The sequence below is a fragment of the Methanospirillum hungatei JF-1 genome, assembly GCF_000013445.1.
GTDB lineage: Archaea > Halobacteriota > Methanomicrobia > Methanomicrobiales > Methanospirillaceae > Methanospirillum > Methanospirillum hungatei.
The window spans coordinates 1676584-1699110 of the sequence record NC_007796.1 but is presented as its reverse complement, the minus strand read 5'-3'; the positions used below and the strand labels follow the sequence as shown (position 1 = coordinate 1699110).

At 48.4% G+C, this 22527-nt stretch carries 24 protein-coding genes; 13 read left to right on the top strand and 11 right to left on the bottom strand.

Features of this window, described 5'->3' with window-relative positions:
* Positions 1–44: 44 nt before the first annotated feature.
* Both MHUN_RS07725 and MHUN_RS07720 read left to right on the top strand, forming a co-directional pair.
* Positions 45–878, top strand: coding sequence for an ATP-binding cassette domain-containing protein (locus MHUN_RS07725; protein WP_011448481.1), 834 nt, complete (start codon positions 45–47; stop codon positions 876–878).
* Positions 875–1741: an energy-coupling factor transporter transmembrane component T family protein gene (locus tag MHUN_RS07720; RefSeq protein ID WP_011448480.1), complete on the top strand. Its 867-nt coding sequence runs from the start codon at positions 875–877 to the stop codon at positions 1739–1741. The genes MHUN_RS07725 and MHUN_RS07720 overlap by 4 nt, the downstream gene beginning before the upstream one ends.
* Here MHUN_RS07720 and MHUN_RS07715 read toward each other — a convergent pair.
* Together MHUN_RS07715 and MHUN_RS07710 are read right to left on the bottom strand one after the other, a co-directional pair.
* Positions 1729–2679: a DUF7544 domain-containing protein gene (locus MHUN_RS07715; protein ID WP_011448479.1), complete on the bottom strand. Its 951-nt coding sequence runs from the start codon at positions 2677–2679 to the stop codon at positions 1729–1731. The two genes, MHUN_RS07720 and MHUN_RS07715, sit on opposite strands and share 13 nt — an antisense overlap.
* A 24-nt stretch (positions 2680–2703) precedes the next feature.
* Complete coding sequence (locus MHUN_RS07710) at positions 2704–3384, bottom strand: endonuclease III domain-containing protein (RefSeq protein ID WP_011448478.1); 681 nt, start codon at positions 3382–3384, stop codon at positions 2704–2706.
* Positions 3385–3431: 47 nt separating this feature from the next.
* Between MHUN_RS07710 and MHUN_RS07705 the strand changes: the two genes are divergently transcribed.
* The 3 genes from MHUN_RS07705 to MHUN_RS07695 all read left to right on the top strand — a co-directional run bounded on the left by MHUN_RS07705 (position 3432) and on the right by MHUN_RS07695 (position 5141).
* The gene (locus MHUN_RS07705) at positions 3432–4094 is read left to right on the top strand and encodes a ferric reductase-like transmembrane domain-containing protein (RefSeq protein WP_011448477.1); all 663 of its coding nucleotides are present in this window, start codon (positions 3432–3434) and stop codon (positions 4092–4094) included.
* Positions 4095–4102: 8 nt separating this feature from the next.
* Positions 4103–4315, top strand: a complete 213-nt coding sequence (locus MHUN_RS07700) for an AAA family ATPase (RefSeq protein WP_239441592.1) — start codon at positions 4103–4105, stop codon at positions 4313–4315.
* A gap of 175 nt (positions 4316–4490) precedes the next feature.
* The gene (locus MHUN_RS07695; RefSeq protein WP_011448475.1) at positions 4491–5141 is read left to right on the top strand and encodes a response regulator; all 651 of its coding nucleotides are present in this window, start codon (positions 4491–4493) and stop codon (positions 5139–5141) included.
* Between the two features lie 6 nt (positions 5142–5147).
* On the opposite strand, the gene MHUN_RS07690 is transcribed toward MHUN_RS07695, so the two are convergent.
* The gene (locus MHUN_RS07690) at positions 5148–7211 is read right to left on the bottom strand and encodes an acetate--CoA ligase family protein (protein WP_011448474.1); all 2064 of its coding nucleotides are present in this window, start codon (positions 7209–7211) and stop codon (positions 5148–5150) included.
* A 50-nt stretch (positions 7212–7261) separates the two neighbouring features.
* A complete protein-coding gene (locus MHUN_RS07685) occupies positions 7262–7618 on the bottom strand; it encodes a hypothetical protein (RefSeq protein ID WP_011448473.1) in 357 nt (118 codons plus the stop codon).
* 448 nt (positions 7619–8066) lie between these two features.
* On the opposite strand from MHUN_RS07685, the gene dinB reads away from it, so the two are divergent.
* The 5 genes from dinB to MHUN_RS07660 all read left to right on the top strand — a co-directional run bounded on the left by dinB (position 8067) and on the right by MHUN_RS07660 (position 11873).
* Entirely contained in the window at positions 8067–9173 is a 1107-nt protein-coding gene (dinB, locus tag MHUN_RS07680) for a DNA polymerase IV (RefSeq protein ID WP_011448472.1), read from the top strand.
* Positions 9174–9240: 67 nt separating this feature from the next.
* Positions 9241–9543, top strand: coding sequence for a hypothetical protein (locus MHUN_RS07675; protein WP_011448471.1), 303 nt, complete (start codon positions 9241–9243; stop codon positions 9541–9543).
* Between the two features lie 57 nt (positions 9544–9600).
* Complete coding sequence (locus MHUN_RS07670; protein WP_011448470.1) at positions 9601–9843, top strand: hypothetical protein; 243 nt, start codon at positions 9601–9603, stop codon at positions 9841–9843.
* Between the two features lie 82 nt (positions 9844–9925).
* A complete protein-coding gene (locus tag MHUN_RS07665) occupies positions 9926–10834 on the top strand; it encodes an aldolase (protein ID WP_011448469.1) in 909 nt (302 codons plus the stop codon).
* Positions 10827–11873 carry a 6-phosphofructokinase gene (locus MHUN_RS07660; protein ID WP_011448468.1) on the top strand — a complete coding sequence of 349 codons (1047 nt, stop codon included), beginning with the start codon at positions 10827–10829 and terminating at the stop codon, positions 11871–11873. Before MHUN_RS07665 ends, MHUN_RS07660 begins: the two co-directional genes overlap by 8 nt.
* A 1-nt stretch (position 11874) precedes the next feature.
* Here the strand turns inward: MHUN_RS07660 and MHUN_RS07655 are convergent, their stop codons facing one another.
* Complete coding sequence (locus MHUN_RS07655) at positions 11875–12756, bottom strand: ABC transporter ATP-binding protein (RefSeq protein WP_011448467.1); 882 nt, start codon at positions 12754–12756, stop codon at positions 11875–11877.
* Positions 12757–12901: 145 nt separating this feature from the next.
* On the opposite strand from MHUN_RS07655, the gene MHUN_RS07650 reads away from it, so the two are divergent.
* Positions 12902–14653: a PrsW family intramembrane metalloprotease gene (locus MHUN_RS07650; RefSeq protein WP_239441591.1), complete on the top strand. Its 1752-nt coding sequence runs from the start codon at positions 12902–12904 to the stop codon at positions 14651–14653.
* Positions 14647–15717: an ABC transporter permease subunit gene (locus MHUN_RS07645; RefSeq protein ID WP_011448465.1), complete on the top strand. Its 1071-nt coding sequence runs from the start codon at positions 14647–14649 to the stop codon at positions 15715–15717. The genes MHUN_RS07650 and MHUN_RS07645 overlap by 7 nt, the downstream gene beginning before the upstream one ends.
* A 26-nt stretch (positions 15718–15743) precedes the next feature.
* Here the strand turns inward: MHUN_RS07645 and MHUN_RS07640 are convergent, their stop codons facing one another.
* Together MHUN_RS07640 and MHUN_RS07635 are read right to left on the bottom strand one after the other, a co-directional pair.
* A complete protein-coding gene (locus MHUN_RS07640) occupies positions 15744–16319 on the bottom strand; it encodes a tetratricopeptide repeat protein (RefSeq protein ID WP_048067380.1) in 576 nt (191 codons plus the stop codon).
* A gap of 47 nt (positions 16320–16366) precedes the next feature.
* On the bottom strand, positions 16367–17566 hold the full coding sequence (locus MHUN_RS07635; RefSeq protein WP_011448463.1) for a PLP-dependent aminotransferase family protein: 1200 nt from the start codon (positions 17564–17566) through the stop codon (positions 16367–16369).
* 78 nt (positions 17567–17644) lie between these two features.
* Here MHUN_RS07635 and MHUN_RS07630 point away from each other — a divergent pair, with 78 nt between their 5' ends.
* The gene (locus MHUN_RS07630; RefSeq protein ID WP_143709413.1) at positions 17645–18355 is read left to right on the top strand and encodes a S8 family serine peptidase; all 711 of its coding nucleotides are present in this window, start codon (positions 17645–17647) and stop codon (positions 18353–18355) included.
* A 27-nt stretch (positions 18356–18382) separates the two neighbouring features.
* Here the strand turns inward: MHUN_RS07630 and MHUN_RS07625 are convergent, their stop codons facing one another.
* Genes MHUN_RS07625 through MHUN_RS17475 form a run of 4 tightly spaced genes read right to left on the bottom strand, consistent with a single transcriptional unit; the run spans position 18383 to position 22365 of the window.
* Positions 18383–19723: a pyridoxal phosphate-dependent aminotransferase gene (locus tag MHUN_RS07625; protein WP_011448462.1), complete on the bottom strand. Its 1341-nt coding sequence runs from the start codon at positions 19721–19723 to the stop codon at positions 18383–18385.
* A 26-nt stretch (positions 19724–19749) separates the two neighbouring features.
* On the bottom strand, positions 19750–20049 hold the full coding sequence (locus tag MHUN_RS07620) for a DUF4389 domain-containing protein (RefSeq protein WP_011448461.1): 300 nt from the start codon (positions 20047–20049) through the stop codon (positions 19750–19752).
* Between the two features lie 9 nt (positions 20050–20058).
* Entirely contained in the window at positions 20059–20571 is a 513-nt protein-coding gene (locus MHUN_RS07615) for a hypothetical protein (protein ID WP_011448460.1), read from the bottom strand.
* 9 nt (positions 20572–20580) lie between these two features.
* Positions 20581–22365: a S8 family serine peptidase gene (locus tag MHUN_RS17475; protein ID WP_011448459.1), complete on the bottom strand. Its 1785-nt coding sequence runs from the start codon at positions 22363–22365 to the stop codon at positions 20581–20583.
* Positions 22366–22527: the final 162 nt, after the last annotated feature.

Sequence of the window (22527 nt, the reverse complement as noted above, 5' to 3'; positions counted from 1 at the left end):
CAATCCAGGTTCTCTGCTATTTCAGAGCAGGAGACAACCACACCATGCATATTATCGAGACCCAGGATCTCTGTCATACCTATAAAGGCAATATCGACGCCTTGAAAAATATCTCATTTATTGCACCAAGGAACACTCGAATCGCTATCATCGGGCCAAACGGAGCCGGAAAAAGTACTCTCTTTAAACATTTCAATGGTGTCTTAAAGCCTACCAGTGGAAAAGTCCTGATACGGGGAGAGCCGATAACCAAAGAGAATATTCGGGAGGTCAGACGGACTGTGGGACTTGTGTTTCAAAACCCTGATGACCAGATCTTTTCTCCTACCGTTGAGCAGGATGTGGCATTTGGTCCCATAAACATGGGTCTTGATGAAGAGGCGGTAAAGCACCGGGTTTCTGAAGCATTACGCACCGTCGGTCTTTCAGAGTACCGGACACGGGTTCCTCATCATCTTTCCGGCGGTGAGAAAAAAAGGGTTGCGATAGCGGGTATTATCGCGATGGAGCCCCAGGTCCTTGTTCTGGATGAACCGACTGCAGGACTGGATCCGCAGGGAGTCAGGGAGATTATCAGGTTTATCCGTGATTTTTCCGTCAGGTACGGGATGACGGTGATCTTCTCAACCCACAATATCTCCCTGGTTGCAGAACTGGCGGAATATATCTATGTTATGAATAATGGATCCTTTGTTGCCGAAGGAACAGTTGCCGAGATTTTTTCACAACCCGATCTCCTGTCCAGTGTCCGCCTTGATCTTCCCATCCTGCCCAAACTCATCTCTTCACTCCGGTCAAAGGGCATTGCAATTGATATGGGATACACGTATCAGGAGGCTGAGATCGCATTTTTAAAGGCCTTTGGTAAGATTGCATGATAGAAGACTTGTTTGACCTGGAGCAGGTGACATCACAGAAGAGTGTCATTCATTCCCTCGATGCCAGAGTGAAGATCATCGTCTGTTGTGCTGCTATTGTGGCTCTTGTTGCCGTTCCCTATTCACCGGTTGTCTATACCGTATCAGCAGTCTTCTTTCTTCTGTTTCTCCTCCTCTGGGCATTATCAAAAATCTCTCCGCTCATCTATTTCCGACGGCTCCTTCTTGCTCTTCCGTTTGGATTTATGCTCTGCGGGTTTCAGATTTTTTTTAAAAACCGATATTACACTGACTACCATTCACTCCTTGAACTACCCCTGGGGATTCATATATATTTTGAATCGATTGAATTTGCCTCGATATTACTGGTAAAATTTCTGGTATGTTACTCATTTATCGTTCTTTTGTCCTCGACCTCATCATTGCAGGATCTTCTTGAGGCAGCAGGGCGGCTCAAAGTCCCTCCTGAACTCATTCTGGCTCTGGGTATGATGATCAGGTATCTCTTTGTGTTTGGTATCATCTACCGGAAGGTCACCGATGCACTAAAGACCCGGTTATTTGATCCATTTGATCACCGGCTCCCCTACCGGTATCGTATTGTGAACATGGGATACATGATGGGATCACTGTTTATCAGATCCCTTGAGCAGGGAGAGCGGACCTATGCCAGTATGCTCTGCCGGGGATATGGGCGTGACAGTTATATCTTTATCAAAGAAAAGCCATTTCTCCGGTCAGATCTGATATTTCTTGGTCTCTGTCTTATCCTTATCATCCTGGTTCCCCTGTTTTGCTGGTATGATCCCTTCTCTCTTATATGCCGGTTTGAGGTACTGCCCTCTTCTGTTCAGGGGTTCTGATCCGGGAGCAGGGAATATTTCTCTGACAGGAGATGTAAAAATACCAGGGCATAATAGCGAAGGAATGTCACAACCGGAGTCATTACCATGAGAGTTATCACGGCCATTACGAGAAATGGCAGGATATATGCGGTGCTCAGCAGGTCATGAGATGGTGATAATCCGGGTATCATTAGAAGAGATGAAAACCCAAGTCCTTCCATCACCGTAACCATAAGAATACCCAGGACTATTCCCGTTCCAATATGAATCCCTATCTTGATCATCAGGTATATGCCCATCTCATCCCACATCCCTGTGATCTCCTGCAGGAATATCTTCCATCCCCTGATGATTCCACAGGTATGAACGATCATAACCGGCACAACAAAGTCGGTTGTGATAATGGTCAGAATCCAGACCGGAATTATCAGGATAAGAAGTCCTCCCAATGCGTACATCAGGGCGATCAAGAATGCTGCCGGATTGTCAGGCTGAGATGCAAGAACCGGAACAGCGATACCCGTGATGGCAATCACCGCACAGATGCCGATGATCAGAATGGTTCCCAGGTAAAATCCGAGCAGCCTGATACCCATTCCTGCACGTGCCCTGAATGAAGGGAGCAACTCCTTCGTTTTTGCTGAGAGATAATCGACAAAGATAAACTGAAAGATTGAGCTGAAGAAAGCATATACGAGTAATATCAACAGAAATCCGCTCATGACGGTTCCAATCAGGGATGCCTCGTTCATGACTTTACCCCCGCCTGATAGCCCGGAAAGCCAGGAGAAGTCGCCATACGAGAGATCCTGGGGGAATGGACTCGTAATCCATGCCCCGATGAAGAAGGAGATGATGAGAAGACGAAGTATCTGTCCTGGTTTTAATGGCCAGAATCTTCCGAAGGTATACCTGACTGACGGAGAGAAGGCAAGAATTGCCAGATATTCACTCATAATAAGACTCTAATTTTGTTATATTCATTCGGGCCTTGCATACTGACACCGGGTACTGCCTGTGTCCCGTACCGGACATATAGAACACAAGGGTGTTTTTTTGCAGAGTTTATTACCCAGGTACACGATCTGGGCATGATAATCATTGTATAACGGAACATCCGGGGATAACCGGTTCATGAAAAACTCCTGCATCTGGTCATATGATGCATCATCTTCAAACCATCCCTGTCTGGATCCAATCCGACGGGTATATGCGTCGACCACAAAGACTGGTTTTTCAAGAGCATATAACAGGATTGAATCAACGGTCTCCGGTCCGAATCCGGAGAGGTTCAGGAGTTCCTCTCTGACCTGATCAGTCGGAAGGGATGCCATTCTGGATACATCACCATCACAGGTCTCAAGAAACCAGCTCAGAAATGTCATGATCTTCCTGGCTTTCTGGTTGTAATATCGGGAGGAACGGATCAGGGGAGCAATGGTATCCTGACCAGCCTGATACAGTATATCTGCATCCATAAGGTCTGCCTCCTGTAGGGCACACACCGCCTGGCGAGCTCCCCTCCATGACACATTCTGGGCTAATATCGCGCCAATTATTGTTTCAAATGCAGTATCTGCCGGCCACCAGTGCTGCAGTCCGTGAGCATCACGAAGAGCGGTATAAAAATGAATGAGGTCTGCGGTGTTCCAGTCTCTCATACCATACAATTCCCTTAGAGAATGGAATCAGGATTCATATATTCTCCATGGATGAATCCGCAGGTATCATACGGATATGGGACGACATACACTATATGCACTCTCAGCGTCGCTTCCTGCTTCTCTTTGGGATACTGGTGCTGTATGGAATCCCCCTGCTTGTCATAGCCGGACTGGAAACATCCTGGTCATTATATACTCTCCTCCGTATTGCGGGGGTATGGGGTTTTATCTCATTATCGCTTGGTGCTCTGCTCAACCTGAAGAAAGGTGCGGTGAAGTCTCAGTTCGGGAGACCCTTTATCAGAATTCACCATTATTTTGCTATCAGCGGTCTGATTCTGATCACCATTCATCCGGTATTATACGCATATCTTGCTCTTGATCCCGGAGTGTTTATCCCTGACTTCTCATCATTATATGCCTTTTTTGCCACCGGTGGACGTACTGCTTTAATTCTTCTGTATGTGGCTTTTTGTGCAGGCCTGGTCAGAATGGCACTGAAGAACCGGTGGAGATATATTCATATTCTTGTGTACCCTGCCCTGATTATTGCGGCAGTGCATGCAAATCTTATCGGTCAGACGATGACTCATCCTCTTATATACCTGATCATAAACGGTCTGGCTTTGTCTGTGTGTTGCACGTTCGTGTACATGAGGGTTCACAAAATGAACCCGGGTTCCGGGAGACACCGTACCGATAGATGATAAATGAGATGAAAGATCAAGTAATAACATCAATACCCCTTCTGAAGATTCCCTACGGTATCAGTAATTACCACATGATTCGGGAAGAGGGATATGTATACGTTGATAAAACCCGGTTCATCAGAGTGCTTGAAGGGTATCCTGAACCATATGTCTTTTTCCTTCGTCCAAGAAGATTTGGTAATAAGCCTCTTTGTATCACTCCTCAGTTTGTATTATGATATCGCTTCAAAAGATGAGTTTGATTATCTTTTTCAGCACCCTGAATGTGGTGCACCACTCATATAAGGCTCCGGTGCAGTATCTTTCCTATCCGGGGAGGTTTCTCCCGGTATCAACATCCGGTATTATTTAATGCACTGGATAGCATACAAGTGACATTAGACAGGTACTCTCATGCCTCCGAACGTGCTGATCGTAGATGATGAACCCGCCTTAAATGAGTTGTTTGTTATAGGCCTCAATAAATATGGGTTTAAAACTGAAGGGGTTCTTGGCGGGCAGGAGTGTCTGGATCTCCTTAGTACTCAGTACCGTCCTGATCTCATCCTCCTTGATATGATGATGGAACCTATGGACGGATGGGAGACACTTAACCGGCTGAAACGAATAGAAGAGGTCAAACATATCCCGGTCATCATGCAGACCGGTAAAAACCTGACCTACCGTGAAGCTGAGCAGTTCTCCTATTGTATTGAAGATTATATCATGAAACCTATCACTCCAAAGCGGTGTATCGATCATATCACCAGTGCTTTGGACAAAGTCAGATCAATTGAAGAAATAATAAGTCATGGATTGCGCGCCGGGTATCCGGAGGAGAAGATCCGCAGGCTTGCACGGCTCTATCGGACGATAGAAGTCGCACAAAAACTCCTGATAATCCTGGAAGAACGATACGGGAATCATAACCCTTCAGAAGATAATGAAACATACGGACCTATTGAGTATTCGGGTTTTCTCCTCCGTCTTCAGCAGGAATATGATGAACTGCAAAAAGAGATTAATTTCACTCTCGGCGGTCTGAAACCGCTCCCAAAAAATTAATTATTCTTACTCTTCTTCATTGCAACCATCTATCACACAGGAGCTGATGATTGAACCAACTGCCCTGAAGGCATCCTGAAGATCCTGGTAATTTGGTATGTGAGCCTCGCCCAGCATATCGATGGCTGCTTTCATTGAATCTCCACCAAGGAGACACCCGACAACCATGGATCTGGTAAACCGGGAGAGACGAATCATCTCATGAGCCAGATTTTTCGGATCCATCAGGGCGACCGGAGCGGTAATGACCACCGCGATATCCCAGAAATTCTGGTATTTTATCAGGATATCAAAGACGCGGGCAAACCGTGACGCATTGCTGTCACCAAGCAGATCAACCGGATTTTTATGTGACCAGAGATCAGGGAGCAGCCGGTTTAGCTCATCGAACACTACTTCAGGCAGATTGATCATCTCAAGCCCGTAGCTTTCTGCATAATCTGCTGCAAGAACCCCGAAACCTCCGGCATTTGTCAGGATGATCGTCCGTTTTCCCCGTGGGTACCCCTCTGATACCACCAGCCTTGCGATATCAAAGGCTTCACTCAATGAATAAGCAGGTATTACGCCTGACTGTCTGAACGCAGCAATGTATGTCTCAAAACTTCCTGCCAGCGAACCGGTATGTGATGATGCAGCCTCCTGTCCACGGACAGATGAACCGGATTTCAATGCAATGACCGGTTTTCTGCCACGCATCGTTGCAGCATATCGTATAAATTCCCGACCGTCACGGATCTCCTCAACGTACAGGATTATCGCATAGGTGGTCGGGTCTTGGTCCAGAACCTGCAGATACTCCATAAATCCCATATCACTCTGGTTTCCGACACTGATGACCGATGAAAAGCCGATACGGCGTGAGATGGACCAGTCAAGGACGGTGGTAATGATCGCACCACTCTGGGAGATAAATCCAATCTGACCGGACAGGGGGGACTGGACATCAAAAGTGGCATTCAGTTCCAGTGGCGGGATGATAATCCCCAGACAGTTCGGACCGACAATCCTGATTCCTGTCTCCCGTGCGACACGAAGTAGCTCATCCTCTATCTTTTTCCCTTCTTCCCCGGTCTCTCGAAAGCCGGCGGTGAGAATGACCGCAACCTTTACTCCCCTGGATCCGGCTTCATGGATGATCTCAGGGACCTTTGGTGCAGGGATGGCAACAACAACCATCTCGACAGGTTCAGGTATATCAGAGAGGGTCTTATAAACCGGGATACCAAGGATATCCTCTGCCTGGGGATTGACCGGGTAGAGTTTTCCTTTAAAGTTCAGGAGGTTACGAAAGACAGCATACCCGACTTTTCCCGGGTTTCGTGATGCACCTACAACCGCGATGGATTTTGGGTGCAGAATATCGGGAACCGGGGGCAACACAGGTCGCTCCTGTATCTCAGGCACTTCCCCTGACCGCACGTACATCCGTGCATCAACTGCATATGCTCCTTTCTCATAGAGAATGACCGGGTTTATATCAAACTCAATAATACGGTCATCTTCAAAGAACATCGTACCCGCTTTTTGCAGAAGTTCGACCAGGGCATCTTCATCAAGTGGTTTTCTCCCCCGAAATCCGGTGATAAGTTTATACCCGCTCATCTCCCTGATCATCTCCCGGTATTCATCAGGTGAGACCGGTAACACCCTCATGGAAAAGTCATGGAGTAATTCTACCAGGATTCCACCCATCCCGACGGTGATGATCTTTCCAAAGGATGGGTCAATCCTTCCGCCTATGAGAAACTCAGTCCCTGAAGGGACCTCCTGAACAACCATGTATCCGGATATCTCTGCATCGGGAACTGCGGCTTTCACCCGGTTGTCCATCTGTACCAGCGCGGTTTGAATGGCATCAGGACAGGAGAGATTCAGGGCCACTCCACCTGCATCTGATTTATGAATTACCTGGGGGGAGACGACTTTGATAACAACAGGATATCCCAGTTTCTCTGCAGCCTTCAGTGCATCTTCATGGGAAGTAACAAACGAGTAATCCGGTATTGATATCCCATGCTCATGTAAAATCCGGTATCCTTCAAATTCAGGGAGGAGTTTTTTCTCCATGGTTTTACCTGAAGGTGATTATAGAATAAGAATAAGATAAGGGTTATCTCTCAGAGATTCCGGAGAAGTGCCTGGAAAATACCCTTACGGATGAGTTCTTTTGACACCGGGCCTTCTGGAAGGTCTACAATATCAGAAAGGAGGTGCCCGTTTATGAAGAATGTTGATGAATTCTCTTTTATGTTTTCTTCATAGGTATTATTGATATAAATCAGCTCCACACCGGAGACCATGAGTTCGGCGGACAGGTCATGCAGTATCGTAGAGATAGCTTCAGGGTCTTCGGGGGTTACACCTTTATGTTTCCATTCAACCCGGAGGGTGATCTTTTCAATTGCTTCTCCTCCACAACCTGTACAACCCTGACATTTATCCGGCGTGCATCCGGAACCATTGATTTCAGTCATATTTTCCTCATATCAAAATTATTGCCCGGCTGGGCGGTGTTGTTCTCTCATATATGGGTCATATAAGGTCATGAGCATTCGTCTTTGATATAATTCATAAAAAACCAAAAGTGGGGGGTTAAGGGATGGGGATATATAGGGTATATTTGTGTGCAGTTGTGCTTCCGGAGCAGATATATGCCGGGTGCGGAGATCCGGCATGTGGGGGGTTTGGGGGGTTATGTTTCAGGGGTACCGCTCCGGTGTGTTTCTGCACACTATACAGGTCATGTCCAGGGGTATTTGAAATTTAATGAAACAGGGTGAAAGTGAAAAACCACGATTTCATGATTTTGAAAAGGGTCATTTCCTGTCGTAATTTCTCTCATGGTGCCAATTATGACCTTTAAAAAAATGTGCTTCACTTTCGCGGAAGACTTCTTGGCAGGTATACAAAGGCTCAAACATCATGGATGAGAACCTGATACGAATACACCCGGAGATGATGAACGAACAGATCATTCTGCATCTTGACATGGACTCTTTTTATGCCTCGGTCGAGATACGGAACAATCCTGATCTCTCAGGAAAACCAGTAGTCATCGGTGCAGATCCCATGCAGGGGACGGGTCGCGGGGTAGTGAGCACCTGTTCCTATGAAGCACGGGCATTTGGTATCCACTCCGCTATGCCGATATCACAGGCCTATCACCTCTGCCCTCATGCCATCTTTATCCCTCCCCATATGGCTACGTATGCGCAGGTTTCAGCAACAATTATGCAGATACTTCGGGGGATAGCCGGAGAGATTGAGCAGGTGTCTATTGATGAAGCGTACCTTGATCTCAGTTGTGACCGGTCATATGAACTGGCTGCACACCATGCTGCCAATATAAAGCAGGTGATACGAAACCAGGTCGGACTGACCTGCTCTGTCGGACTTGCCCCTTCACGGATCTATGCAAAGATGGCATCCGAACAGCAGAAACCGGACGGTCTCACGGTTGTGTCTCCTGATACTCTCGAGTCATTCTTAAAACCACTGCCTGTAGGAAAAATTCCCGGGATCGGGAAAAAATCTGCGCAGGTCCTGATCAATGCCGGATTACAGACCATTGGTGATATAGCCCGGTGTGATATCCAGACATTACAGGATATGTTTGGTTCGCATGCTGTCAGGCTTCATCAGATTGCCAGGGGGCAGGATCGCGAAGGCCTTCGGGAATCTGGAAAAAGGAGATCGATCAGCCGTGAACATACCTTTTTACGGGATTCGACATCGCCTGATGAGATCCTGGGTTCACTGCATACAATGATTCTCTCCTTATGTCATGAACTTGAGGAACAGAATATATACTCGCGCACCATCGGAATCAGGATCCGGTATACCGGCTTTATAACGAGAACAAAATCGGTGACCCTGATGCAGCCAACCCGTGAGGTCAGGGTGATTGAATGCGCTATTGACGGGCTTTTTACGGAGATGTGGGATAGGTCCCCGGTCCGGCTGATTGGAGTGAGGTTTTCCGGACTTATTCATCCCGATCCGGTTCAGAGATCCCTGTCTGATTTTTAACCTGCCGACCGGAAAAGAGCATGTGCTAACACAAGGATTGATAAATTCACTAAAGAGACATAGTAGTATGGGAGAGTCAGGGGGACATTTCGATAAGGGAAGATGGGTAGAGGATGCAGCTCCTGAACCATCTTCTGCAGACCAAAAGGAAGATCCTGAAACCAGGCTCCGTTCTGCTGCAGGTCAGATCGGGAAGGGTATTGACGAATTACTGGCGGCAGGGAGTGATCTCATCGGCACCCAGGAAGGAAGACAGCATCTTGGGCGAAAACTTGACCAGATAACCGGAGAGGTCATGCAGATCTGCGAGGATATCAGGCGAGAGGGTATAGAGTTTATTAACCAGGCACGAGATCGTATTATGAAATAACGGTTCTGCAGAGAGCAGAATAAGCGCCTCCCTTTTCCCTGATAGTCGGAACCATATATGCCCAAATGGCTTGATGTCGGAACCCAGGTAATAAACCTGGACTATATTCAGAAATTCCTGGTCGTCGAAGTAACGAAGGAACGGAAAGGGCAGGTTGTTGTTGAAAAAGCAATCCTGAGGGCCCACCTCAAAGATGGCGAGCAGGTTAATATTGCGGCATTTAAAAATAAACTCGATGCCATGACGTGGATTCGTACACGCCTGCGGAACAGCGAAGAAAAAGTGATTCAGGTCAGATAACCGGTTCCGGATATTTTCTCTTTCTCACCTTCTCTGACATCTCAAAGGAATATTTATCTGTCAAAAAGATGAGAGAAAAGGCATGAGCAAAGGCTTTGCTGTTCCTCTGGACGTACCAAAAAGTGAGCAGGACACGTATATTCGTAATCTGAAGACGATAACTCACGATTCCGGTCGGCTGATGCTTTTTGCCGGTGACCAGAAGATTGAGCATCTGAATGATGACTTCTATGGCGAGGGGATTCACCCTGATGACCATGATCCTGAACACCTCTTCAGAATAGCAGCGAAGGCAAAAATCGGGTGCTTTGCAACTCAGCTGGGACTTATCGCAAAATATGGTGCAGACTATCCCAAGATCCCGTACCTGATTAAGATCAATTCCAAGACCCACTTGGTACCGACAGCACAACATGAACCCTTCTCTAATCTTATCAACACCATTGACCAGGTTGTTGCATTCAGAAAATGCAGTAAACTGAACATCCTGGGTATCGGGTACACCATTTACCTGGGTTCTGAATATGAGTCGGCGATGCTCAGTGCTGCTGCACAGGCCATCTTTGAAGCACACCAGAATGGTCTTGTCACGGTCCTCTGGATCTATCCACGGGGTAAAGCGGTAGGGAATGAGAAAGATCCCCACCTTATCGCCGGAGCAGCAGGGGTTGCCGCATGTCTTGGATCAGACTTTGTGAAAGTTAACCCGCCGAAAGGAGAAGGTGCATCATCTGCAGAACTTATCCGGGAAGCAACCCTTGCTGCAGGACGGACAAAGGTTGTTTGTGCAGGCGGATCCAGTGTTGATGCTGCCACGTTCCTGACCCAACTCTGGGAACAGATCCATGTCGGAGGATGCAGCGGGAATGCAACCGGCAGAAATATCCATCAGAAACCACTTGATGAAGCGGTTCGGATGTGCAATGCCATCTACGCCATAACCGTGGATGGGGCCAGTGTGGAAGATGCGATCAAGATTTATCATGGCTGATACTACTCGGAAGATAAAAACAATCGGGATTCTGACCGGCGGTGGCGACTGTCCCGGTCTGAACGCAGTCATTCGTGCAGTGGTAAAGACTGCACATCTCTATGACTATTCGGTTATCGGGATTCGGAATGGATGGAAGGGTATTGTAGAAGGGGAAGTAGAGCCCCTGACAGAATTTTCCGTAACCGGTATTCTGCCGAAGGGGGGGACTATCCTTGGGACATCACGGACCAATCCCCTGAAGAGTGAGGAGCAGACCCAGCAAATGCTCTCAAATCTGAAGCGGTTCGGGATTGATGCCGTCGTCGCCGTCGGCGGGGATGACACGCTCAGTGTTGCAACCCGGCTGCACCAGATGAATATCCCTGTGGTGGGCATCCCAAAGACGATAGATAATGACCTCTCCGGAACCGACTATACCTTCGGATTTGATACTGCGGTATCCATTGTAACCGATGCCATAGACCGGCTCCATACCACTGCCGAATCCCATCACCGCATCATGGTACTTGAAGTGATGGGACGTCATGCAGGCTGGATTGCAACGATTGCCGGGATAGCAGGTGGAGCAGATCAGATCCTGATTCCTGAAGTGCCCTTTGATATTGACGATGTCTGTGAGGGCCTGAAGAAACGGCGGGAACGGGGTAAGAAGTTCTCCATTGTGGTCATCGCCGAGGGGGCTAAACCCACCGATATGAATAACTTTGTAACGGCCTCTTCAAAAGTGGACGAGTTCGGGCATGAACAGCTGGGTGGTATTGGTCATCTGCTTGGCAGGGCCATTGAAGAGCGGGTCGGTTCAGAAACCCGTGTCACCGTTCTTGGTCATGTGCAGCGGGGTGGGTCGCCGACCGCCCATGACCGTGTTCTGGCAACCAGGTACGGGGTTAAAGCAGTTCAGCAGATTCATGAGGGGAATTATGGCGTAATGGTCGCTCTCCATGGGGACAAGATAGTTCCGATTCCTCTAAGCGATGCCATTACCCAGAAGAAGGTTGATCCTGAACTCTATGAGATGGCCAGGATCTTTTACTAAATCACTTTCCAATTTTAACCAAAATCTCTTCCAGAGACGGGTACCTGGATTCGATTCGCTCAACCGTGCCACCGCCGGAGCTGATAGTGCTCGTTATCTCATTGAGTGCCTCTATAGAGTGAGCGACCGACATCCAGAGATTTCCTGACTGGTCTGCCTGAATGGGTGGCTTTGAATCTTCCGGCCAGATGTACCAGATCTCGTACCTGATGGATCCGAACTGTTCGCGCAGTTCAGGCATCGTGCCAAACACCACCACTTTCCCCCGCTTTAAAATCATGACATGGTCGCATATCTCTTCAACCTGGGCCAGGTTATGGGCAGAGAGGATGATGGTCTTGCCCTCAGTTCTGAGTTGTTTTAAATATTCAATGATAAACCGGGTTGTCATCGGGTCCAGGCCAGATCCTGGTTCATCATAGATAAGGATCGAAGGGTCATGAATAAGGGATCGGGCGATGGCAACCTTTCGCTTCATCCCCTTCGAGAGGTTTCCTATCTGTTTCCCATCCGGCTGGAGGGATAACTGGGCGAGCAAAAGATCAGCCCGTGCCTGAATGGTTAACCGGTCAAGCCCGTAAATTTCTCCAAAGAACCGGAGATAATCCGGGACGAGCATCGTTTCATACAGCCGCGACTCCTCAGGCAGGTATCCTATCTGTGAACGTACCTGCATGGGATCTGATACCAGATCCAGATTTCCAATAACCAGGGAGCCTGATGTGGGAAGGATAAGACCTGATAGGATCTTCAGGAGCGTTGTTTTTCCTGCTCCGTTGTGGCCGATAATGCCGAATATCTCCCCCTCTCTGCAGGTGAATGAAACATCGGAGAGGGCGGTAACATCCCCGTACATCTTCGTTAAGGACGATGCTTCAATCATAGTGATGTATCCTCCTCTTGTCTTCACTACGTTAAAGTGTTACGGTAAGCTTTGATATACCATCCCGGCGAACTATCACCCAATGGAGGCTCTTTCACAGCTTCTTACCATTGCGATATGGGAAATTAGACGCTTTCAGGGGACCATGACCCGGGACCTTTTACCGGTTGCCATAGTGCTGCTCGTTCTCCTGGTGGGTGTCAGTGGGTTTACAGCACAAAAAGGTATTCATCTGCAGGATGGAATCTACCGGGTCGGGGTGGACAGTCAGATGTACCTGGACATCATTGGCAGCGATCCCCGGTATGTTGTCTACTCCCTTCCGTCAGACGGTACCAATATCAGGTCACTGGGGCTTGATCTTGCTATCCGTGCCGGGTCTCTCCTTCGGGCAAACGGGGAGAAAGGTGCGGCAGCCCAGAAGAGTTTTGAGCGGGATTACCAGGCGTATCAGGACTACATCTATCGTCAGCAGACCGACCTGTTTGCGGCCTATCCGGTCTGGATTGATAGTGAGTACATTGTCAGCGAGCTCGACTTTCTTGCAACCCAGAGCGGTCAGCAGGTGGCAGCACCTCGAACCGCATCCCCGACTCCGCCTGAACCAGAAAATATTGAGACAGATATCATCCCTCCTTCAGGGATCATCCCTGCAGATATGGAACATCTTCGTCTCCAGCTTGAGGAAGAGGCGGCCCGGGGGGCTGATCAGCTGGGAAGATATACTAATCTTTTGTCCCAGCAGGAGGCTCTTGGAGAACTGCGGATTCCTTCCATGCTCTCTCCCCCACTGCCCTTTGATACCATCATCTTCATCTTTGTCTTTATATTCCCGCTCTACTTCACATCCCAGTTCTTCATGATGAGTATCATGAATGAGCGGACCCTTCGTCAGGGTGAAGCGCTTATTGCATCACCGGTCAGGCCAGTCATCCTGGTACTTGGGAAGATGCTCCCCTATGCAGTCGGGATGATCCTGATTGTTGTTGCAATTCTCTTCACGGTGAAGGCGGATGTTCTCGCAATCCTGCCTCTTATACCCGTTATCCTGTTTTTCCTGTCATTTGCACTCTTCATCGGGATGGTGGCCAGAAGTTATAAGGAACTCTCGTTTATCTCTATCTTCTTCTCAACCATCGCGACATCATACCTCTTCTTCCCCAGCATCTTTGCAAATGTCCATATTGTCAGTCTCCTCTCCCCGGTAACGCTGGTGGTTCATGTGATTGACGGGACCGGATACACCCTGACGGATTATATCTACTCAACCACCCTCTTTTACCTGACCAGTCTCATCCTCTTCGGTGTCTGTATCAGAAACTTTCATGAAGAGCAGCTCTTTACTGAGAAAGGACTCCTTGATGCACTGGCGCTCTACCTTGGTGCTCTTATCTCAAACAGGTACTGGTATCTCTCCCTCATCCTCATCTCGGTGATGACTATCCCCTTCGTCTTTATGGCCCAGATGATGTATCTGGTGCTCTTTTTCAACCTCCCGATGCCCTATTCCCTCATTCTTATCATGGTACTGGCAGCGATGACCGAGGAACTGGTAAAGGCAGCAGGCTTTGTCGGACTAATTTCGCACCGGTATCCCCCCCTGACCTGGAAGATTGTCGTCCTTGCGTCACTTCTTATCGGGTTTGGCTTTCTCCTTGGTGAGAAGCTGCTCCTCTTTGTGACCATCTCGCAGATCGCTGATTCCATCTTCGGGGCGGCTCTCTTTATGTCTCTGGGCCTCCTCTGGGTGCCGTTTCTTCTCCATTCAGGGACCGTATTCTGCACCGGTGCAGTAGTGAAGATATGGGGGAAGAATGCGTTTCCTATCGGGATTACTGTTGCAACCGTGATGCATACTATCTATAATCTGTATATGCTCCGGGGGTGGGTATGGTGAATCAGCGACTGGTGACTGCCATTGCACGAAAGGAGATCCGCGGTCTGACCTCAGAGAAGACGATAATCCTTGCGATACTGCTTCAGCTCTTCATCGCTCTGTTCTCATCATTCCTGATGGTCGGCCTGTCTGCGATGTATGATCCTTCGGTATATGGTCGGATCACCGGGATTCAGTACGGGGTTGGATTTGTCGGGAATGACACCATCCTCTTTGATCTCTTCAGCCGTGATCCCTCTTTCATGCCCTACCGGATGGATCCGGGCGTTGCTCTTGGTGCCCTGAAAGAACGCCAGTTGGCGGCAGTTGTCTGGCCTTCTGAAGACCCTCCTGATGGAGAAGATCCGGTGGTGGTCACGCTGTATACCATCAGTAATGATATCCAGTCCACGGTTATTGAGGTGAAGATAAAGGATATCCTGCTCGAATATGAGGAGATACTTCGTGATATCAGGAAAGACCGGCTTGACTTCAGACCGGTATCGGTAAACCCTTCCCGTCCGGTCGCCCAGAACACTTTTTACGAGTTCATCTACGGGCTTCTTATCCCAATGCTCCTCTTTATGCCGGCTATCATATCTGCCGGGCTTGTCATTGATCTGATAACGGAGGAGTACCAGGAACAGACCCTTGACACCCTGCGAACAACCCCGGCTACTCTGGAAGATATCGTCTGCGGGAAAATTCTCGCATGTATCCTGATAATTCCGGTGCAGGTGGCATTATGGCTGGTTCTGCTGACGATAAACGGCATTCAGATTGCGTCGCTTATTGAGATCCTGCTTCATGTTGTCTTTGCATCAACGGCTCTCATCCTTATCGCTGCAACCATCGCCGTGTATTACCGGGATCGGACAAAGGCCCAGTTCATCTTCTCGACAGCAGTTATCATCGTGCTCCTGCTCATCCTGGCCTTCCCCTCTAATCCCATAAACCTTATCGTGCTCCTGGCGGTTGGAGTGGCTCCGCTCTATCACTGGGCGGTTATGGCTGCTTCGCTCGCCGGCTCGGCTATCCTTGTCGTCATTGTAAAAAATATGATCAGGAGAGTTGAGTACTCCTGATTACCCGTATTTCCTGTCTTTCAGATTTATTCGAGAATTTCTCTTTTTGCATTGGCAAGTTTTGGCTCAAGTCGTGCCGCCGTTGATATTGCAAGGTCTGCACGGTCTGACAGCCCTCCGGCCTGCATGATGATGCCTGCATTAAACCAGACTTTTGGCATGGTCGGGAAGAGTGAGAGCGCTTTTTCTATCGCTTCCAGTGCTGCATCATAATTTCCGGTTTTATAATAGAGTACCGAAAGGTAATGCCACCGAATGGAAAAGTCCGGGTGATCCGGAGGCACCATCGTCAAATCACTAATTGCTCCCGGTATATCCCCCGTCTTATATCTGATAAATCCACGGCGGAAGAGGTACTCGATGTTGTCCGGATACTGTCTGATAAGCACTTCAAAATCAGTCAATGCCTCCGCATACCGTCCGGCATCAAGGTGGCACATTCCCCGGTAGTAGAGAATATCAAAATCAGTAATACCCCCTGCTATAGCGCTTGTGAAATAATTGCAGGCCTCCTTCATATCGCCGTCACGATATCGTTTCAGGCCCTCAATATATGCCTTCTTGGCCGGATCTTCTGCCCGGTTCTCAGTCCGGCTGTCCATGATGTACATGTTGCTGATTCCTCTATTTCAAGTCATCAGAAGACTGGTCATGCCATATCCCGAAACACCCGGGCAAGGCGGCTCATACCTGCCTCTATCTGCTCTTTCGAGGAGGCAGAGAAGTTCAGTCTGATGGTTCTGCATCCGCCGTCATCAACATAAAAGGGAACACCGGGCATTACTGCAACCCCTTCCTGAATACCCTTCTCAAATATCTCCATCGAATGCATGGAATCCGGGAGGGTCAGCATCAGGAACATCCCACCGACAGGATTCGTGTGACCGACGGTATCGGGCAGCATATCCTCAATAAGGTCGGTCATGAGCCGGCATCGCTCTCCATACTCCCGTCCCATCGCACGTATCTTCTCATCAGGATTATTTCTGGTCATATACTCGGTCAGGACCATCTGGGAGAAGAGATTTGAGTGGAGATCTGCTGCCTGCTTTGCCCGGTTAAATGCGGCCAGAACAGGTCTGGGTGCCCGAATCCATCCGATGCGAAGTCCCGGGGCGACTACTTTTGAGAATGATCCGCTCATCATGACCTGGTCTGGCAGGTGTTTCATCACCGGCTGGCGTGGCTTTCCGTCAAAGAAGAGTTCTCCAAAGGCATCATCTTCATAGAGCAGACAGTCAGTTCCGGAGAGGATGTCAGCCACCTCCCTTCGTCGCATATCTGACCAGGTACATCCTGACGGGTTTTGTGAATTCGGAATCCCGTAAAAGAAAACCGGGTCTTCTGTCCTGATGATATTGGCAAGATAGTCAGGGTCAGGTCCCTCATCATCGGGCGGAACCGGAGAAAAAACAGGGCTATAAAATGAAAAGGCTTCGATGGCACCCAGATATCCGGGGCGTTCGATTAGGATCGAGTCTCCAGGGCTGGTCAGTATTTTTGCCATAAGGTCAAGAGCCTGCTGTGACCCATTTACTATTTGTATCTCGTCAGCGCTGACCAAAAGTCCCAGCCGCGTATAATACCGGCGGGCAATTATCTCCCGTAAGGGACGATACCCGTCGGTGGTGGTATACTGAAGGGCTGCTCTCCCATGCTCATCAAAGACTGCTTCTGTTGCCTGCCTGATTCCCTGTAGATCAAAGAGTGATGCATCAGGAAGTCCGCCTGCAAAAGAGATGATCCCGGGCACGGCTGATACCCTGAAGAGTTCATCCAGAAATGAGGGCGGAAGGATATGCATGCAGGAAGAAAACCGGTATACAGGGCCGGCATTCGTACCAGTCATACTGATCTGTTGACTTTTTCAGAAGAAATTCTTTTGATACAGCAAGCCTATTATCTCCAGGCTCCTAATATCCTCTTTATGCAAAGGTCTATGGGTCTTATGCTGGTAATGGGGTTACTTCTCATCTGCGGGGTATTTGTTATTGGAGATACCCTCAGTGTTGTAAAAAAGGAAGGGGAAACGGTGACAACACCTGTCGGGGATGTACAGAATGAATCAATGCAGGGTGAACTCTTAGTCCGGTTTAACCCTGAACTCTGGAATACAACAGCCCTGCAGGCGGCTGCCAATGCTTCTCATGCATATATCGGGGCAACAGTGAAGACGGACTATAATGAGCTCGGACTTCCCGGACTCCAGCTGGTTCAGCTACCGCCAGGGATGACTCTGGAAGAGAGCATTGCATATTACCAGAGCCTTCCGTATGTGAAATATGCTGAGCGGAATGTTGTATATACCATTGAGAGCAACACCGGGGCCATAGAAGGGAAGAATGTAACTCCTGATACTGGTTCCCTCACACAAAACGGCACACCGAAGCGACCAGCCCGCCTGCTTGTCCAGTTCAATGTCAAAGCATTTCCAGATGGTGCAAACCTTTCTGTGTATGCAAACCAGACTCATGCATCACTGAATGCAACGTTGCTCAGGGATTTCACCCCCGAAGGCTTGTCCGGGCTGCATCTGGTTGAACTTTCCGGGAACATGACCCCGTCTGAAGGAGTACAGGCATATAAAAATCAGACTTCAGTTATATATGCAGAGCCTGACTACGAGATCAGACTGTGACGAACCGGTAAAAAATGATACGAGGTATTACAGGGCCGGCATCCGGAATGTCCCATCCCTGATATCACCGACCCATTTTTGAAACATTCTCATCCCTTCAATCATCCTTCTCCCATACTTTTCAAAGAAAGCCTCTTCTTCTTCAGGTGCCGGGGGTTTTTCCAGGTATTCAAGAAGAGCTGATTCTCCGTCAAAATCAGTACAGGCAAACCGTATGAAAAAATCACCATACGGGGCCATCATTGCTTCACCGGTGACGGTCGCGATATGATAGGGATGTGATATGAGAGCAGGGGCCAGATCATTGGAGTACATAATCCCTGCTTTCTGAAGTGCATCTGTGAGCGGATTCATATCCACCATGAAGTAAAATCCAGCCTTGGGGACCGTGACTCTGATGCCCTCAATGGCTCCGCACATGTGTGCAAGCCTGCTGGTCATGATCCGAAGAATATTTCTGACCGCTTCCAGGTACTGGTCCATCTCTTCTCCGGACCGGTATGCAGCAATACCTGCCTGCTGGAGTGGTGCGGCAGAACTGGTATAGATGGTTGCAGCAATCTTTGCGACATCACGAATGGCAGATGGGCTGATTCCTTCAGGCATAATGCAGCTTCCAAGCCGGAATCCCCCTGCCCCCATACCCGCAGACAGGCTGTGAATGACAAAAGTGCCCTCCGGGTATATCTTTCCCATGCTCACAAATGAGCCGGGATCATAGGTCAGGAGACTGTATACCTCATCAGAGAGGATGAAGGTGTTGTATTTTCTGCATACATTCGCAATATCGTTCAGTTCCTCTTTGGTATACAGTGCCCCGGTCGGGTTACCCGGATTATTCAGGATGAGCAGGTGCTGGGTTTTTACCAGTCCCTTGAGCATCGCCTCCAGAGTCTGCGGGCGGATCTTAAAGTTATTGGCACCATGGGTATAGAGCCGGTAATAGGGAACATTCAGGATCCGGAGCTGAGGCAGGTATCCGAGCCATCCGGGAGAAGGAATGATGACTGAACCGGTTATCAGCGTAAAGATAGAAAAGATAAGTCCTTTCGCACCATGCCCGGTTATCACCCGGTATGGCTCAACATCCAGGTCAAATCGTGTTTTGTAAAAGGATGCAACCGCTTCACGAACCTCTATGTTCCCAATCGGGTCAGCGTATGATCCCATACCGCTGTGAAGGGAGAGCGCTTTTTGGAGAGGTGCCGGAACCGGGAAGGGAGATTGTCCAAGCCCGAACTTAAAAAACTCTTCCTGGCACCCTTTCTCCGCACACCGCTCCTGTTGCTCTTCAATTAATCGAAAATATCGAAGGTTTTCCGGTACCTGGATCCGGTCAACCTTGGCATCGATAATAATGCCTGCCATGTGAGAGAGTCTCACAGAGACAGCAATTAAACTTTCTCTTCCTCGTAGATACTCACTGGTGAGGGGAGGATCCCCGGCCGTTCATCCGTCATACAAGAGGTATACGGGAGGATATGGACATAATACTCCAGATACCCCTGGATAAAATCTGAAAGGCTTCGTGATCTCCGGCCAAGGATAAGAATTACCAGAAACTGGATGAGCATGCAGATACCTGCGATAAATCCGTAAATCATCAGAACAATCCCGACGACAAACGAGTACACTATTCTTATAAATAGTTCAATCCGCCCTGCCTGTTCTTCATATGCAAATATCTGCTTCATGTATCTCTCCTATTGTGATGCGGGAATCATCGGATTCGGACCGGCTCCTGATATAACGATACTTGCGGTCTTACTCACCGGTTCATACCGGCCATTTCTGTCATCATCAATGACAACCGGCTCGACACTCAATGTTGCATACCCTGCGGTCAGAGCATGAATGTTCACGGTCGCAAGATTTGCTATGGACAATGCCGGTTCAACCTGGTTTCCAAGGTCAGCCCCCTGAATAAGGATGGTCGTACTGTTGATATGTTCAACCTTATTCATGGAGACCCATGAGGGGAAGCTGATCTCACCAAATGAAGCGACCGTGGGGTTATCGAGGGTAAGGTAGAGGGCATATCCTGAAATTCCTGCATTACATCCTTCCATGATGAGATCTATCGCCGGCTCTTCCCCCGGGTTGGATTCGACAACTGACGGGTTAAAGAAGAGGAGTGAGTATGCTGACACCGGTGCAATAAGGCCGGCAATGAGGATCAGTGCACCAAGCACTCCGATAGTATATGTCTGTTTCATCTGCATCACCTACACCATCTGGTATAATTTCACAACATCACCAAACCCGATAAAACCGCTCTTATCAAAATCAAACTGACCGATGGGTTCTTCTTTCATGGCAAAGAGGATCTGGTCAAAGAGGAGTTTTGGATCTTCGTATTCAAGCCATCCGTTTCCGTTTATGTCTTCAAAAAGTCCGTCATCGTCCGCATCTGTCGGAACTGGGTAAAAGCCTCCTTTTCCGTCAGGGAATGCCTTCACCGGCTGATAGGGTGGTTTTACATGGATGAAATTCTCTTTCTCTGCAATTGAGCTGAGACCTTCCTTGGAGATAGTGAGGGTTATCGAATATTTCCCTGGTTTCATGTACAGATGGGTGGGATTCTGCAACGTTGATTCAAACCCGTCACCAAATGTCCAGTGCCAGGTTTCTGGCTCACCTGATGACATATCAACAAACTGGACGTTCAGGGGTATAGTGCCTGATACCGGTTCTGCCTTAAAATCAGCATTTAAGGGGAGGACAAGACTGAGCGGTTTATATGCATTGAGTCTGCCCCCGGTCGCACAGGTTGAATTCAGCCAGAATTTCTGGTCAACGGAGTTGAGAATCAGGTTCTTAATCTGGCCTGCATCATAGCCGGGTTTTTCACTCTTGATAAGTGCTGCTGTACCGGATACGAAAGGAACAGACATTGAGGTTCCATCCATGAACCCATAATCTCCCGGAAGGGTACTGTAGATATTCTGCCCGGGTGCAAGAAGGTCAACAGAAACAGCACCATAGTTGGAGAACCAGGTGAGCATATCATACTCATCACTTGCACCCACAGATATGATATGAGCTGAGTTATATCCTGCCGGATAATAGGGTATTTCATCGTTATCATATCCGTCATTCCCTGCAGAACAGACAAAGAGTGCATCTGTACTGTCAATCGCGTCCTTTAGGGCCTCACTGTAGATATGAGATCCCCATGAACAGGAGATGATGTTTGCACCCTGTTCCTTGGCATACACAATTCCCATGATCTCAAGGGCCGTGTTGCTGACACCGGTGGCATCAAAGACCTTTACTGGTAAAATCTTTGAATTCCAGCTGACTCCGGCGATTCCGATTGAATTATCCGTGACTGCACTAATGATCCCTGCACAATGAGTCCCGTGTCCATTATCGTCCATGGGGTCTTCATCATAGTTTACAAAGTCAAATCCTTTCAGGCAGTTAGCCGCGAGATCTTCATGGTTATAGTCAACACCCGAATCAACGACTGCCACAATGACATCAGATGAGCCGGTGGATATATTCCACGCCTCAGGAGCACTGATATCTGCCCTGCCGGCACTACTGTTAAGGGTATTATACAGGCCCCACTGGAGATCAAAATCCGGGTCATTCGGAATTGTCATCCCTGGTGTTTCACTGTCCAGTCCCTGTATGATATTCTCTCCCTTCCCCAATGGTGTTGGCAGAGTGATTACATAGTTCGGTTCAGCATAGAGAACATGTTCATTTGACTTGTAAAACTGAACAGCATCCGGTACTGATATTGTATCCGGGACCTTTACCACCTGCATCCCATTTATTCCCATCACCTCATCGGTGTAGATTGTCTCAGCCCCAATCTGGGCGTTCAGTGAAGACGCAACAGATGCAACCGCTGTTCCTGATCCAAGGTTTGCATATCTGACGATGACCTCACCAGGTACATAATCAGATCCTTGTTCGGCTTGTACTCCGCCCCATACTGCGGTAATGAGCATGAATAGCAGACAAGCTCTCAAAATCCACGATACACTCACTCGTTCCATCCCTCATCCCTCTGCATACCGAAAAATCTGGCTATTGCCTATAATCTATCTTTTATATATCGTTATTGTATAAATAATTAGCAGATGTATCCCTGCAATTACCAGATAACCGGATTAGGTTCCCTCACACAGTCTTCCAAGAATTGATCTGCGATTTTTTAC